At 56.3% G+C, this 14,994-nt stretch carries 16 protein-coding genes; 11 read left to right on the top strand and 5 right to left on the bottom strand.

Translation table 11 applies throughout. The features are described 5' to 3' along the window. Positions 1-53: 53 nt before the first annotated feature. The 9 genes from ACH3PB_RS03645 to ACH3PB_RS03685 are packed head-to-tail and all read left to right on the top strand — an operon-like array spanning position 54 to position 10,568. The gene (locus ACH3PB_RS03645; RefSeq protein ID WP_416398137.1) at positions 54-488 is read left to right on the top strand and encodes a hypothetical protein; all 435 of its coding nucleotides are present in this window, start codon (positions 54-56) and stop codon (positions 486-488) included. Continuing rightward, entirely contained in the window at positions 488-1,192 is a 705-nt protein-coding gene (locus tag ACH3PB_RS03650; protein WP_416398139.1) for a hypothetical protein, read from the top strand. The genes ACH3PB_RS03645 and ACH3PB_RS03650 overlap by 1 nt, the downstream gene beginning before the upstream one ends. Then, positions 1,189-2,793 carry a hypothetical protein gene (locus tag ACH3PB_RS03655; protein WP_416398140.1) on the top strand — a complete coding sequence of 535 codons (1,605 nt, stop codon included), beginning with the start codon at positions 1,189-1,191 and terminating at the stop codon, positions 2,791-2,793. Before ACH3PB_RS03650 ends, ACH3PB_RS03655 begins: the two co-directional genes overlap by 4 nt. After that, complete coding sequence (locus tag ACH3PB_RS03660) at positions 2,790-4,715, top strand: hypothetical protein (RefSeq protein WP_416398141.1); 1,926 nt, start codon at positions 2,790-2,792, stop codon at positions 4,713-4,715. The genes ACH3PB_RS03655 and ACH3PB_RS03660 overlap by 4 nt, the downstream gene beginning before the upstream one ends. Before the next feature lie 13 nt (positions 4,716-4,728). Next, entirely contained in the window at positions 4,729-5,691 is a 963-nt protein-coding gene (locus ACH3PB_RS03665) for a hypothetical protein (protein WP_416398143.1), read from the top strand. 2 nt (positions 5,692-5,693) lie between these two features. Next, a complete protein-coding gene (locus ACH3PB_RS03670; protein ID WP_416398145.1) occupies positions 5,694-6,548 on the top strand; it encodes a hypothetical protein in 855 nt (284 codons plus the stop codon). Continuing rightward, positions 6,545-7,120 (top strand): hypothetical protein, encoded by a 576-nt coding sequence (locus tag ACH3PB_RS03675; protein WP_416398146.1) that lies wholly within the window; start codon positions 6,545-6,547, stop codon positions 7,118-7,120. Before ACH3PB_RS03670 ends, ACH3PB_RS03675 begins: the two co-directional genes overlap by 4 nt. A gap of 2 nt (positions 7,121-7,122) precedes the next feature. Next, positions 7,123-8,265: a hypothetical protein gene (locus tag ACH3PB_RS03680; protein ID WP_416398148.1), complete on the top strand. Its 1,143-nt coding sequence runs from the start codon at positions 7,123-7,125 to the stop codon at positions 8,263-8,265. Continuing rightward, positions 8,265-10,568, top strand: a complete 2,304-nt coding sequence (locus ACH3PB_RS03685; RefSeq protein ID WP_416398150.1) for a hypothetical protein — start codon at positions 8,265-8,267, stop codon at positions 10,566-10,568. Before ACH3PB_RS03680 ends, ACH3PB_RS03685 begins: the two co-directional genes overlap by 1 nt. Here ACH3PB_RS03685 and ACH3PB_RS03690 read toward each other — a convergent pair. The 5 genes from ACH3PB_RS03690 to ACH3PB_RS03710 form a co-directional block, all read right to left on the bottom strand. Next, positions 10,544-10,909 carry a hypothetical protein gene (locus ACH3PB_RS03690; RefSeq protein ID WP_416398151.1) on the bottom strand — a complete coding sequence of 122 codons (366 nt, stop codon included), beginning with the start codon at positions 10,907-10,909 and terminating at the stop codon, positions 10,544-10,546. The genes ACH3PB_RS03685 and ACH3PB_RS03690 overlap by 25 nt on opposite strands. Then, positions 10,884-11,273, bottom strand: coding sequence for a hypothetical protein (locus ACH3PB_RS03695; RefSeq protein WP_416398153.1), 390 nt, complete (start codon positions 11,271-11,273; stop codon positions 10,884-10,886). The genes ACH3PB_RS03690 and ACH3PB_RS03695 overlap by 26 nt, the downstream gene beginning before the upstream one ends. A 66-nt stretch (positions 11,274-11,339) precedes the next feature. Then, entirely contained in the window at positions 11,340-11,522 is a 183-nt protein-coding gene (locus ACH3PB_RS03700) for a hypothetical protein (RefSeq protein ID WP_416398154.1), read from the bottom strand. After that, positions 11,519-12,847, bottom strand: a complete 1,329-nt coding sequence (locus ACH3PB_RS03705; protein ID WP_416398155.1) for a TROVE domain-containing protein — start codon at positions 12,845-12,847, stop codon at positions 11,519-11,521. The genes ACH3PB_RS03700 and ACH3PB_RS03705 overlap by 4 nt, the downstream gene beginning before the upstream one ends. A gap of 434 nt (positions 12,848-13,281) precedes the next feature. Next, a complete protein-coding gene (locus tag ACH3PB_RS03710; protein ID WP_416398156.1) occupies positions 13,282-13,875 on the bottom strand; it encodes a hypothetical protein in 594 nt (197 codons plus the stop codon). Between the two features lie 359 nt (positions 13,876-14,234). On the opposite strand from ACH3PB_RS03710, the gene ACH3PB_RS03715 reads away from it, so the two are divergent. Both ACH3PB_RS03715 and ACH3PB_RS03720 read left to right on the top strand, forming a co-directional pair. Further along, positions 14,235-14,396, top strand: a complete 162-nt coding sequence (locus ACH3PB_RS03715) for a hypothetical protein (RefSeq protein WP_416398157.1) — start codon at positions 14,235-14,237, stop codon at positions 14,394-14,396. A 318-nt stretch (positions 14,397-14,714) separates the two neighbouring features. Next, on the top strand, positions 14,715-14,861 hold the full coding sequence (locus tag ACH3PB_RS03720; RefSeq protein WP_416398158.1) for a hypothetical protein: 147 nt from the start codon (positions 14,715-14,717) through the stop codon (positions 14,859-14,861). Positions 14,862-14,994: the final 133 nt, after the last annotated feature.

Here is a 14,994-nt window from a genome sequence, read left to right on the forward strand (position 1 = left end):
ACACCACCAAACCTCATGGGGCCTTCGGGCCCCTTTTTTATGGGTAATACAAAATGACGACTTTCAGCATTGATAGCGCAACCAGCCAACAGCTTCGCGACTATGCCAGCAATGATCTCGGTATGGATGTGCCGCCAAATATCAAGGACGACACGCTGCGGCAGAAGATTCGCGACACCCTGGGCGAAGTTCAGAAGGTTGCCGAGCCGAAGAAGACCAAGGCCAATCCCGAGCAATCCATCTGGGTTCGCATTTCCAACAGCGGCAAAGACAGCTCCCCGGTATCGCTGACGCATAACGGCGTGCAGGCGGTTCTATTGCGAAACACATGGGTCGAAGTCCCATACAAATACTTTGAAGTGCTGCGCCTTGCAGTGACTTACGACATTGACCAGAGCACAGGCGAAGCCTCTGGCCGGCCAACGTTCCCATATCAGTGGAGCCTTGAGAAGCCGACCGAAGACTTCCAGAAAATGAGCTTTGCCTGATGACCTTCCTTGAGCTATGCCGTGCGGCCTATACCCGTATCGGCTATTCCGGCGCTGGACCGAGCGCTGTCACTGACCAGAGCGCGCAGTCTGCTCGAGTAGTCGATTACGTGGAACAGGCATGGCTCGAAATCCAGCGATCTCGCGAGAACTGGAAGTTCATGCTGCGCCGCTTTGATCAGGTGACGGAGCCAGGTATCACGCATCTGTCCTTGCCATCTACTGAGGTGGCGAAGGGTGACGTGATTCGCTCGGTTGAGAAGGACTCATGGTACATACGCGGTGAGACTGAAAAGACCTCTGCGCGCCTGTGCTATCTGCCTGCCGATCATCGAAGGGCAATCGAAGAATCCGACGAGCACTACACCGGCCGCCCGAATTACTTCTGGCATGACCGCAAGTCTGTTCGAGTCAGCCCGACGCCTGATCGAGCCTACCGCATCACTGGCGATTACTACATCACGCCTCAGACATTCGCGTCATCCGATAGCGCGGACAACCGGCAGCGCGAACTGTCGCAAAAAGTCCCGGAAATGCCGGAAGAGTATCACATTGCGATTGTCTGGCTTGCTGTGCGCTCCCTGGCGGCTTTTGAGGGTGACGGCAACGCTTTCCAGATGGCCGATGGTGAATACCGAAAGCTGTTTAACCAGATTTGCACCACTGAACTCCCGACCATTCGCTACGGGGCGCCGCTCGCATGATTCGAGATTCGCGCCAGCAGGATCAGATCATTCTTGAGGGTGGGCTTGATTTCGAGACGCCTGGAGCCTCGTTAACACCAGGCCGAATGATCGCCTGCCAGAACTATGTACTCGGGCTCAATCAAGGCTACAGCAGCATGCCGGGCTATGAGCGCCACGACGGACGACCAGAGCCGCACAAGCGCTCGGGTGATCTGGCTATCGACCGCCGTAATGCAATTCAGCCTGTGCCGGGTTCAGGGCCTGTGCGTGGCGTTCACGTTCACAACGGCTATCTGTTTGCGATCAGAAACACTGAGGACGGTTCGGCCGCAAAGCTATGGCGCGCCGTTTCAAATGGCTGGCAGGACTTCACCGGTACAAACCTGCCGCTGCTTCCAAATGGGCGAGCGCAGTTCGTCAGCTACAACTTTGCCGCGAACCCGTTCGGCGTCATGGTCTTCGTGGATGGCGTCAACAAGGCGAAGCTCCTGCGCTTCATCAGCGAAAGTCAGTCCTACCTCGAGGAAATCACGCTACCAGGCGACGCCACGCCCCCGGTAGCAGTTGCGGCGAATAACAATATTCTCTATCTCGCGACCGAACGAGGCTCGCTGTATTACAGCGCCGTTGGCGATCCGCGAAATTTCGACCCGGTTGGCGGTCTGGCTGGAGAAATCGCAGTCGGCGGCAAGGTCACAGGGCTGTATCCGCTCGTCGGTGGCGCGCTGTGCATTCAGATGCAGAATCAGATATCGGTGCTCTACGGCTCGAGCGAAGCCGATCTGCAAAAGAAAGACCTCCGTCTGCACGATGATAAATCGGGCGCCATTGCCTTCTCATCGCTCAGTTACAACGACCTGTATTTTCTCGGTGATCGCGGCATAACCAGCTTGAGCGCCACGCAAAGTTTTGGCTCATTCCAGTCTGGCGCGTTTTCTAAAGGCATCACGCCGTTTATCCAGTCTCGCAAACCCTATTTTACCTGCGCCGTAGCCGCCCTGGATCGCAATCAGCTTCGATGGGCGTTCAACAGCCCGGCTACGCAATTGCAGGGCTCAGAGGTCATTACAGCGACTTTCTCGGGCAACAAGCTGGCCGGCTTTACCCGGCAGGTATTGGGCTTCAAGGCCACCTGTGCGGCCTCCGGTGAAATGCGAACCGGTGAGCCAGCTGTATTCATGGGCTCAACCGATGGCTGGGTGTACCGGATGGACGTTGGCACCTCGTTCGATGGTCTGCCGATCCAGGCCTATTTCATGACGGCGTTTGCCAACTCCCGCCAGCCTGGCCGAAAGAAAGCCTTCAAGCAGGCGACGATCAACGTTCAGTCAGACGGACCGGTCCCGATCAAGGCAAAACCGGTCTTTGATTTTGGCGCATCCGACGTTATGGCGCACCGCGTTGAGGCCATAGACGTAATCGGCGGCGCTACGAATTTCGATGAAGCCAATTGGGACTCTTTCACTTGGTCAGCCCCGCATCTGAACGAAGCGCACGTTGAAATCAGGGGGCGCGGGCAAAACCTCGCCATGCTGATTTCCAGCACCTCTGCCGACGCCAAGCCGCACTCAATTTCCGACATTCTCGTTACCTACACCCTTGGGGGCCTTCGCCTGTGAGCCGGATTTACACCTATTCAGAAACATTCTCGATTGGCGATCTTGCCCGCGCTGTCGATGTAGCGAGCGAGTTTCAGGCTGTTCAATCAGGCCTTGAACGACTCCCGAAGCTCTCAACAGAAGGTATCGGCTTTGCTGAACCTTTCCGGATTGCTGACGCGCTTGAGGCCTTTCACCCGGTCACAAAAGCCCAGCTCGACGCGGCCAAAGTCTCGGTTGTCGAGGATAAAGCGGCGGCTGAACTGTTCTCCGAGCAAGCCGAATCCTCTGCAATATCCGCTGCGGCCTCAGAAGCTGCGACGGCAACAGCAAGCGCTGAAATCACCGCGCTGTCATCCGGCATTATCGATATCAAGAACCAGGCGCAGGAGCAGGCCAACCGATCACAGAGCGCTGCCGATCTTTCCCGCGATTGGGCGCTGAAGCCATTCAATCAAACCGTCGACGGACCCGGTACACGCTCAGCTCTGCATTACTCGGTCGTTGCCAATCAGCATGCCGATACGGCCGCAGGCTATGCCAATGACGCTCGTCAGCTGACCTCTGGCGCCCGTAAATACATGGGCTATCACAGTGCAGCCGGTGGCACCATGCCGATTGCTGCGCCGACCTCAACGGATCGCGGCAAATACTGGTATATCTCAGCTGCTGGCACTTTGCCCGGTGTCGGCGCCGTAGCCCTGGGTGACGAACTGTCGATCAACTCGGTAAACGCCTATGAAGCGGCGGGGCTTAACTCCGACTCGATCAAGAGCATCAACGGCAAGACCGGCAACGCTGTCACGCTGTCGATTACCGACTTTGACGGCGCGCCTCGCCTGCATACTCACACCGACTATGTGAACAAGGGGCTAAACCTCTCCGACCTGCCGTCACCATCGACCGCCAGAACAAGCCTCGGCCTCGGCACGGCGGCCACGAAGAATGTCGGCACCGGTGCTTACGACGTGGTTCAACGTGACGCGAACGGCAATATACCCGGTGGTTCAGGCACGGCTTCAGCGACCGCTCAGCGCCTTGCCAGCCCGATTACCCTTGCGCTCTCTGGTGGCGTAGCCGGGCAGGCCACTACTGATTTCGGCGGCAACGTTACGATTGCAACAGTGGTCAATCCGGCGAACCACAATCACACGAAGATCAACCAGGGCGAGGCGATTGGCTTTGCCGGTGGCGCTGCATCGATTACCGGCCTGTGTCACGCCCGCTCCGGTGTCGGCTGGCCTGAATCCGGCTCCGTGCTTCATCTACCAGGCGGCACGAACGGGCAGGGCGCGCTTCAGCTGTTCTCGCCAGATGGCGCCAGTCCAACCCTTCAGTACCGGATCGCCAATAACCAGACCGGCAATTTCGGCGCGCTGCAAACCGTCATGTCCAAAACCGTGGCCGATGGTTTGTACCTCGCCAAAGGTGACACCGCGAACAAGGCCACCCGATTGGCTGAAGCCCGGCAGGTCAAACTGTCAGGCGATGTTACCGGCAGTTCCAACGCCTTCGACGGCTCGCAGGACGCGAGTATTTCGGTAGCACTCGATGCCAACAAGGTGCTGCAAAAGCTGGTGACGGTGGACGGGGCGGGTTCTGGCCTTGATGCCGACAAGCTCGACGGCCTTGAGTCCACCGCATTTCGCAAAACGGCCGACAAAATCGCGCTAACGATTACACAGATTGAAAGCTTTTCTGCCGGCGTTACGGCGGTCAGTGTCTCGACCTTCAACAGAAACAGCCTCCTGTTTATCCGATATCGCCCGAACGGCGTGAATGCCGACAACAGCGTGACTGCGGCGACCAAGAAAGGCGTTACCGCCACGCTCTACGCCGGATCGACTTCAACTATCGATATTTCTCAATCAGCCGGGGGCTCGCTCCAGATAAACGCTTTCGGCTGCAAAATTTACGCAATAGACGAACTGGCTTGGTCATGAGAGGCACGCAGTAATGGCAATTTTAGACCCGCTTAAAAAGAATCAGTATACGACTACTGGTATGCCTGCCACGACGCAAGCGAGCCAGGGTACAGCTTCGGCCAGACCAACTGGCGGCGGCGTATCGCAAGGCACAGCCCAGACCTATAACGCTGCCACCGGCACGGCTCAGACGTATAAGCCGGTCGAACGCGACGTTAAGGCCAATGAGACGGTTCAGTCTCAGCTGGGCGATATCCTCGGCCAAAACTCCGTCTATATGCAGCGAGCTCGCGAATCTGCCAACCAGCAGATGAACAGCCGTGGCCTGTACTCGTCGTCTATGGCTGTTGGTGCGTCTCAGGGCGCTGCGATTGATCGAGCCCTGCCTATCGCTCAACAGGACGCCAGCACCTACGCACAGCGCGCCTCACAGAACCTGGGCGCCGTGAACGATGCCGGGCAGTTCAATGCCAACTCGCAAAATACGATGACGCTGAACAACCTTCAGGCGCAGAACCGCGCTGCCGAGGTGAACGCTGGCAACATTCAGCAGATGACCATGACCAACATGGACGCGCAGAACCAGTCAACGCTGCTCGGTCGTCAGCTGTCGTCGCAGGAGAAGATGCAGTCTCAGCAGATCAACTCTCAGGAGAAGCTGCAAGGTCTTCAGATTCAATCCCAGGAGCGCCAGCAGCAGCTGCAAATGAACCAAGATCTCGTCATGCGCCGCCTCAACGAGCAGCAGCAGGTTGGCATGCTTAGGCTCGAGCAGCAGTACGGCCAGATTGCTCAGAAATCAGAAGTCGTTTCGAGGAACTACGCACAGATGATGGACTCGCTCGCCCAGATCGGTTCAAACAACTCACTCACCCCTGACCAACAGCGAGCAGGCGCACAGCTGCTTATGGACCAAATGAACAACTTTCAGAGCTTTGCAAATGACCTGTACAGGCCTACCAATTCCCCTGTTTACCAGCGTACCGGAGGCTGATCATGGGTTTCTTTAAAAAGCTCTTCAAAGGCGCAAAAAAGATCGTCAAAAAGACGTTCAAGGCAATTGGCTCCGGCCTGAAGAAAATGTGGAAGAACAAATGGATTCGCGGCGCAATCATCGCGGCCGCTGTTATTGGCACAGGCATGTGGGCGGCGGGGGCGCTTGGTGCTTCCACCGTGGGGGCTGGGGCGGCTGGAGCCGCTGGCAGTGCTGGAACCGCTGCTGCGGGCGCTGCCGCTGGCGCAACTGCCGGGGTAGGTAGCGCCGTTGGTGGCGCTGCTGGTGCGGGCGCTGCTGCCGGGGCAAGCGCTGCGGCTGGAACTGCTGCGGGCGCTGCCGCTGGCGCGGGCGCTGCTGGAACGGCCATCGGAGCGGGAACAGCTGCTGCTGCCAATACCGGCATTCTGGGCTCGATCGGATCATCGATTGCCTCCGGCGCGTCTGCTATTGGCTCCGGTATTTCAAGCGCTGCCGGTTGGGCGGCTGCCAATCCAGGCGCGGCAAGCATTCTCGGCGGCGGAATAATGCAGGGCGCGAGCACGATGGCTGCTGCGAAACAGGCTGAAGACGAGCGCGACTATCAGGAGAAGGTCTGGGGTCGCCAAGGCGCTTTCGGCATTTCAAATGATGGCAGTGATCAGGGCGGCATGGGCGTCACGGGTCGACCGCAGATGATGTCATCACCAGAACCGACTTACCGACCCGAACAAATTGCCGCTGCACCGTCCAATATCCTCGGCCAGCCCGCAGCAGCGCACTACGGCCAGACGTACGCTGCACAACCCTACGCCCCGCAGCAAAAACAGCGTCTGCGATTCAATCCTGACAGCCGTTCATGGGAGAACGTAGCATGAGTATTTTAGGCGATCCAAACGCGCAACAGATGCCGCAAGAACAGATGCCTCCTGAAGCGGCAGAGCCTATGCCAGAGCAGGGAGCCGAAGAGGTCGAGGCCACGCCTGAAGAGCAGGCTATGGTCGAACAGTACGTCAAGGCTTCACTAAAGCAGGCGATGGGGAATCCCTCAATACATTCCAATATGGTCCAGACCATGCGGGCTTCAGCAAAGACGAACCTGTCGCAAGGTATCGCTCAGATCGCTGTCATGCTCTACGACAAGGCGGAGCAGGATATCGGGCTTCTGCCGAATGAAGATCTCCAGGAGCCCATTTTCGAGTCGATCATCGAGAATCTTATGGCCGTTGCTGCTGAGAACACATTGGCGCCGATCAAAGTTTTCAATGAGGACATGGCGGTCGAAATCTACACGATGGCGGGCCGCCTCTGGATAGACGCACACCCTGATCGTGCCGACCCTGAAGACGAGGCTTATATCGCTCAGGCGGAAGCACAGGGCAAGGCTCAGCCAGAACAAGCGCCGCAGCAAGCGCCAGAGCAACCACAATCAGGCATTTTAGGAGCGTAGTCATGGCGAGCTATGGAATTTTGGGCTTCCTCCAGGGTGCTGGCGGGGCTGGTAAAGAACTGGCCGACAAGGCTGTCGATAATCAGTACAAGGTCGCGGCTGAAGAGCGGGCGACGCATAACGAGCAGGCCCGTCTGAAAATGATGGCTGCGCTTGAGCAGAGTCAGGCGGAGCGTGATCAGGGTTATGCGCGTGAGAACTATGCCATCACGAGACGAGATCAGATTGAGGACCGCGACCTAACTCGCGCCGATCAGGCGGCGGCGGGTGCAGCAGAGCGCCAGGCGAAGGATGTCGACTACGCCAGAACCTTGGCGCGTGACGAAACGAAGGCTGCCAATGAAATGGCAATTGAAAGGCTGAAGCTCAGCACGAAGTCGCCAAGCTTCGACGTGAAAGCCGGTGTGAACCAGGCCACAGGGAAGCCCGAAATATACCGAATGAATAAGGCCACAGGCGACGTCGAGTGGACGGGTATCGCGCCGGTGCCAAAGAATGGCATCACGGTTGGGCCTGACGGCACCATTACCATCGGCGGCGATAACCAAGGCCTGTCGTCCGGAACCACCAGGAAGATTCAGGAAGATCAGATTAACGACACGGTGACGCTGGACAAGCTCAGCCAGATCGACAAGCTGTATGACAAGACCTTCCTTCAGGTGCCGGGAAAGGCAAAGGCAGGGCTCACAAACGCTATGTCCAGCCTCGGCATGGACGTGGACCCGAAGAGCGAAGAATATGCCGCGAACAAGCGAGCATTCGATCAGTTGGTTTCAACCGAGTTCTTTGCATTCAGGAAAGAGATCACAGGTGCTGCGGGCGCCGCGGCAGAATTGAAGCAGCTTGAAGACGGTATTATCAACACCAATCTGTCGCCTGTTCAGTTTGAATCGGCGTTCAAGACATACAAGGACGAAGTTGGCCGAGCCGTGCGGATCCGCAATAAGCTGCTTCGCGAAGGCCTGTCTACGAACGATGAAGACTACGCTGCCGCTTTCGATCAGCAGTGGAAGGAAACCAAGGGCGTCACGCCATCTAAATCTGAGTTTGAAGCGCGAGCGGATGAGCTCGAAGCCAAGGGCGTTCCACCAGACAAGATGATCGAGATGATGAAGCTTGAAGGCTTTCCGGTGAGGATGAAGTAATGGGATGGCGCGATCAGATTGCGTACGACGACTCAGCAACCACAACCACGCAGCCCGCGCAAAAGTCTGGCGGGTGGCGTGATCGCATCATTTACGATGAGCCGATGGAAAACGAAGCGGCTCCTGAAGCAGCAGCGCTTCCACCTGCCGCGGATCCTGTCGTGCCTGAAAAAGACGGTACGTGGTGGGATTCGACCAAAGAAGTGGCGAATAGCGCTTACAACTTGGTGACCGGTGCAGACCGAGAGACCGAAGCCGCCAAAGAGTTTGTTGACGTGCCGGGCGGATCAGAAAACTTCTGGAAGAATGGCCTCATGTCTGGCGGCTTGTTGACCACCAGTAGTGATCAGGAGGCGGCCAATGTCATCAAGAACTATTACCCAGACGCGGCTATTGAAGAAGACGAGAAGGGCAACGTAATCGTTGATCTGACCATGTACGGCGGGAAGAAGGGCACGGTGAACAAGCCTGGCCTCGATCATCGAGACGTTTTGCAAGGCCTGTTCAGTCTGGCTGAGTTCGCGCCAGCTGCAAAATACGGCAGCATGGCGAAGTCGGCCATTGGCAAAATGTTCGGCGTAGGCACGCTGAGCGCAACGACTCAGGCTCTCAATGATGGCGTTGCGGTTGCTAGCGGGAGTCAGAAGCCTACCGACAACATCATTGCCGACGTTGGGCTTGCTGGCGTGGGCGGAGCCGTTTTCGAGGGGATAGCCCAAGTCGGCAGTAAAGCGTGGAAGGCTTACAAAAGCGCGGCCGCGAACGGAACCCTGAGCGATAAGCAGAAAAGCGTCATCGTCCAGGAGGCCCTGAAGCTTGGCGTCCCTGCCGATGAGATCAATGACGGTCTGCTGAAAAAGTGGGCCCGCAGCGCCGATGACGCGGTCAATGGCGGCCGGGGCGATTTAAACCCACTGGAAAAGGAGTTCGACTTTCTCCTGACTAGAGGTCAGCGAAGCGGTGACGATGCGCTTTTGGGTGCCGAGGACTCTTTGAAGACTGGCCGAAGAGGGCAGGAAGCCCGCGGCATGATGCTAGGCGGCCAGAAGGCACAAGAGCAGCGAGCTCTGGATATTGTGGAAGAGTTCAAGTCTCGTGTCGCTAAGGATGGTGCGCGCATCGAATACCCCTCCGATGCAGGCAGGGCCCTGAAAGACCAGGTCCGATCAGCCGCGGCCAAAGAAAAGGAGAAGGTTGGCGCAGCCTACGACGCAGCCCGAGAGGCAAATCCAGCGCTCGCGGTTACCGATATGCGCGGAGTTGTCACACGAGCCATAAACGGACTCGAGGACGGTGCGGATCCGACCCTACCAGGCACATCAAAAGTTTTGTCGCAACTCGATGAAATGGACAAGAGCTTCGTCAACGATATCGATACCGGCCGAGCCGATGCGCTGTTCAATCTTAAGAACATCGAAACGCAGCGCAAAAGCATCGTCACAGCCATAAATAACGCGGAGCCTGGGCGTTCTGACTACCGCCAGCTCGTACAGATCAAGAAAGCTTACGACGAGGGTATTGATGAGGCGGTCGCTCAAGGCTTGTTCAAGGGCGATACCGCGGGCATTGAGAAGCTGAAAGAGGCCAGAGGCCTGTATGCTGATTACCACAAGAAATTCAGGGGCCGGGATGATGGCGGCGCTTTTATCAAAAAGCTTGTTGAGAAGAATCCGACGGATGCGGAGGTCATCAAGTCTCTTTTTTCCACCAGCAGCTTTTCAAACTCGGCCGCCGAAAATCTCGCCAAAAAGTACAAAGAGATTCTGGGCGCGGATTCTGATGCGTGGAACCAGGTCAGACAGGCAGCGCTTGATACGCTGATCAAGACTACCACCTCTACCGCTGGCGATCGGTCTGTCCGCGCCGTGAGCGGCACCCAAACGTTGAACTCAATCCGACAGGCGATGAAGCAGAACGACAGGCTCATGAAAGAACTGTTTACGCCTGATGAAATTGCGGAGGTGCGCCGTTTTGCGCTGTTGGTTCAGCAGTCACAGCCACCTTTAAAAAATGCATCCGGCACGACGTCCGTACTGATCGAGGAAGGATTGAAGGCCGGCGCCGCAGGTAAGTTTGGCGGTCTTGACGTCGCTCTGCTTGGAACCGATCAAACGGGCGCCCTGGCTGCAAAGAAAGCGGGGGAGGTCATGATGGGATGGTTTTCAAGTCGAAAGGCTCGGAGCGATGCCGCGGCAGCCTTCAGGCCTTTTGAGAAAGTGCTGAACAACGGAAACTATGAGCCGGTCAAGAACATGGCCAAAGGTGCCGGAGCGGCTGGCTATTCCAACTCTTCAGGCGAATAGTCCGGTTTTTGGACTCGAACGCCGTAGCGCTTTTCGAAATACTCGATGTGGCGCCGCGGCAGCCGGCTGATCTGAAGCTGAATCATTCGCTCGGGGTCGTCAAATACGGGATGGTCCCTAAACCAGACGCCCCAGCGGATCCGCAAGAACAGGAAGTATAGCGGCGCGAATACCAGCAAATAGCCGACGCAGCTGAAGAATATGGCCAGCATAATCCATTGAGCCCAAAGCCAGTCATCTGGAATTGCCAGGGCTATGCCGACATAAGTCAGAATGGCGAACAGCTTTGCGCCAAACCAGAAGTTGTCGCCGCGCTCAGTCACTGTAATACGTAGTCCCACCAATCCGCCGACTCGTGCCGATCCCACCGCTATTGTCATTATGGTAAGTCGTCCCGCCAACTGACCGAGACGTGCTCGAACTGCCATCGTTCCAGTTATTGTAGGTCGTCCCGCCAACGCTGCGGCCAGTGCCGTTCAGCCCGTTCGACAGGTTGTTATACGTGGTCCCGCCAACCTCTCTCGAAGTCCCCGAAACGCCGTTGTTGAAATTGTGATACGTGGTGCCGCCGACTGATCGGCTCGTTCCAGACGTGCCGTCCATGCAGTTGTGATAGGTCGTACCGCCGACTGTCCGTGATGAACAGCTCGCGAAAGCCTCGGCAGAGAACAAAATCCCCGCCGCAATTATTGTTATCGCTTTCATTTTCCCTGCCTCGTCTATTTGGCCTATTCGCAAGCTATCACCAAAGGCCAGCCCGAGGCAATACGGTTATTTCTTCACCTTCGACAACTCACACTTCAGCCAGGCGGCAACAGCCCCCGGCACAGGTACTGCACCAGAGGCCCAGCGCCTGACCGTGCTGCCGTCAACGTCGATCCTTTCCGCTATTCGGGTCTGCCAGCCATAGCCGAAAAGCTTCTGGCCGGCCTCCCTGAACTCATCCTTGTTCATTCAGACTCAAGAGCCTGAATATAGCGAATGACTGACTCGCTGAACCCATCGATATGAATCCACTTCCCATAACCAACGCCATTTTTATTGCTCGCGACATTGATCATGTAGGCTCGACCTTTCGGGTCCGGTACGCGGTCTGCTGACTGCTCGTCGGTGATCACGATCAGGCGATCATACTCAACCAGGCGCATCAGGTCGGACACAGCCTGACCCAAGTACGTGCCGCCATGTGGCTGGCTGCCTATGATCACATCGACCCCTGCCATACCTCTGCGAGCGGGACATTCGACCAGCGACATTGAGAACGTGAATACTCGCAACTCTTCAGCCGGAATCACGGCGCCAAGCGTTGCCGCAGCATCAAGCCTGCTCATATCGGATCGAGCAGAAACCTTGTCGTATTCCATTGATCCGGATACGTCGATCAGCACTGCCGTTCTGCCTTTCAGCTTCGGCAACTCCTCAAGGCTGGCAAGCAGCGCCGCATCGATTGCAGGCTCAAGCTGTGGCGCCTGACGGGCAGCAGCTACGAATCGGAACGGCAATACACGCCCAGCACCTTTCCTTGCCGCCAAGGCGTCTCTGACCAGGCTCAGATCAACCTTTGCCTCTACCATGTTGCGCAGGTTTCGGAGCAGCGCGAGATAGCCGAGCTTACCCTCTGCCAGCAACCTCTCGAACGTTTCTTTCTTGTCGCCACCACCGGACAGCCCAACCTCCCATGTATCAGGAGACTCAAGCTTGCCGTCGATCAGCTTTTGCCAGATTGCAGCCTGAGCTTCGTCTTTCGGCTTGGCGTGAACGAGGAACAGCGCATCACGAAGGGTAATGGCTGACTTGCGGTTATATTTGGCCATGCTGTAGGCGTCAAACTTTTGGAAGGCTTCGGCAACACCTTTCTTTACCTGGGCACCGAGAACAGGCTTTACCTTGTCGGGTGTAACCCCGTTCAAGTGAGCGCAGATGCTGATGATTTCAGCCAGTTCATCGGCCCGCTGGATCACATCAGCAATTGTTCGACCAACAACCGGATCGCCGCGAAAGTGGTAAGCCATGCTGGCAGCGACGAGTAGCGGTGCGTGGCGCAGGTTCATGGATGAACGAGCCTGCATAGCGATCAATGCCGAGGCATGAGCTCCGGCATGCTTCACCGCGTCGAAAATTTGCTCAGAGATAGTCTGGCCGTCAACGTAAAACTCTTTCTCCCACAGCATGCAGCTCATGACGAGTCTGCGCAGTTGCTGCTCTGGATTGATACGTTTGGCTTGGGCGCCTTGTTCCGTGAATACGGTGGGCTTACGTGCAGTGTTGAGCTTTGCCATTTTGACACCTCTGATTGAGTGGGTGCCGTGACTGGATGCGCCTTTGGGCGGCAGAAAGGAACAAGCGGAAATCGTATTTTCTGTTGCTCTACCGACTGAGCTACCTCACAAAAGCGAGGACTGGATTCGAACCAGTGACCGACAGTTTCCGAAGGAACGATTTTCTACGCCATTTCATACCATATAAGGCGGGCTGAAGGTTCAAGCACTTGCGGTAGGTTTCTATAGCAAAGAAGTAGCCGCGAGTTACGCCATTCATACCCATAGCATCCGGGATCAAACGTAAGCAGAGATTTTAGCGCTCTACCAACTGAGCTACAGCCGCTTTCACAGCTGGGTGGATTCGAACCACCGACCTCTCGATTAACAGTCGAAGTAACTGCCTACTACGCCACGGACAGGCTCAGACTAGTGCATATCGCACTAACTGTCAATCAGTCCTTCTGCTTCCGCATCCAAAGCCCAACCAGACCAGCTGCCAGTAACGGCGCCGTGGGGCCGACAGGCACGTCTACGCCAGTCCCGCCATCATAAAACGACACGAATGTCCCGCCTGTCAGTCCGCTATTGATGATCTTGCAGCTATACGGCGGCTCGCCTTCATCAGCGCAGTCTGTCAGGTCATAGAGGAAATCGGTCACGAGGACGGAGAAGTAATAGTCAACGCCAAGCTGTATGTGCTCCATGATGCCATTCGGGAAGTATCGCATCTCGCCGTTGTCATCCGGTCCAATGGGTCGGCCAGTCAGGATTCGGTGCAGCCCTAGATCCGGTTCCTCGGGGCCGTAGAATCCAAGCTGCAAGCCGTCCACGCCTTCAAGTCCAGGCCCGCCAAACTGATAGTTGAACTCTATGAACTCATCCCATGTATTCGGATTACCTCTATCGAGATCGAGCACGTAATCCAGTCCGAAGAAGTCGCTGTTTATATCGAAGCTCACCCGCTCCGGCATTTCCAGAATATAGGCCGCGTTGACTGACATAGAGCCGAGCAGAAGCCCCACCCCTAAAAGCGCTTTAAGTTTCATGTTTATTCCCTGCTGTAAAGTTTTTTGGTTATAGGTATTGCAGGGGCAGGTTAACGCTTTTTAATAGATGGATTCTGTACGTAGTTGGGGCAGGGTTCACATATTCGGAAATCCCGAATGACTGAGTCCAGTCTCTCCCGGTGTCACGCCACTCTGCGGACGTTGCGGCCTCGGGCATCCTGCGGTGAGGCCATGCCTCTTCCTGAAGCACGAGCGCAGCTTACTATATAACGGCGCTTATCTTGTAAGTCGTGGCCGCTTATCTAGTAAGCCATAGCTGATCAGTTTGTGCGCTAAGGCTTACACACCTTGCCGAAGCTCAGAACCCATCTGCTGCCGCGCTCAATCGGCGTCACATAATGATAGGTGGTGTCGGCCCGAAAGAAATAGATGCGCTGTCGCCATTGCCAGATTGTACGGGCGCAGATGAACTGCCCGCCTTTGTCGGCCTTCCAGATTTCGATATTGAAGCGGTAGACGGCGCCATGCTTGCCGGGGTCTTTGTGCTTCGGGATATATGAGCCGGTGGGATAGTGGAATAGGTAGCAGTCGAGGCCGAAGCGTCGAATAAAAGCGATGGTGAAAATACGATAGCCGGTATGGTAGCTGTCTTTGCCCCATTTCCAGAGTCTGAGTGACGGTTTGCCGATCTACTTTTTCATAGTGCGTGCTCCAGGATGGTGACTACGCTCGGACTCGAACCGAGTCGATCAGCATTTAGAGTGCCATCGAACACCTGCCGCAGTCTTGTGACTTGCCTGGTTATTGTAGGGGTAGGTCGGAAAGCATACAATAGAGGCTCGAATGCCTTGATGAAAGTTGAGTAGAGTTGAGTAGCAATGCCGCCCTGTCGAGCCCTCACTCGCAGGGCGATCTATGTGCCCGCAGCCTGGTGGGAGGCGCAGATGTCCAGTGCTGCGCTCGGTGGTTCGATTCCATCCGGGTATGCCACCTTTGAAGATGTAGGGCGGCGTATCGAGGCGTAGAAAACAGCCCATTTGCCCCATTTTTGCCCCACGGGATCGTTTCACCATCGCTAACTAGCTGATATTCCTAAGTTAGCAATGGCGGAGAGAGAGGGATTCGAACCCTCTACGGCCATTTTCTGCATCTTCCTAC

This window comes from Allohahella sp. A8 (genome assembly GCF_047946665.1).
Taxonomy (GTDB): Bacteria; Pseudomonadota; Gammaproteobacteria; order Pseudomonadales; family Oleiphilaceae; genus Allohahella.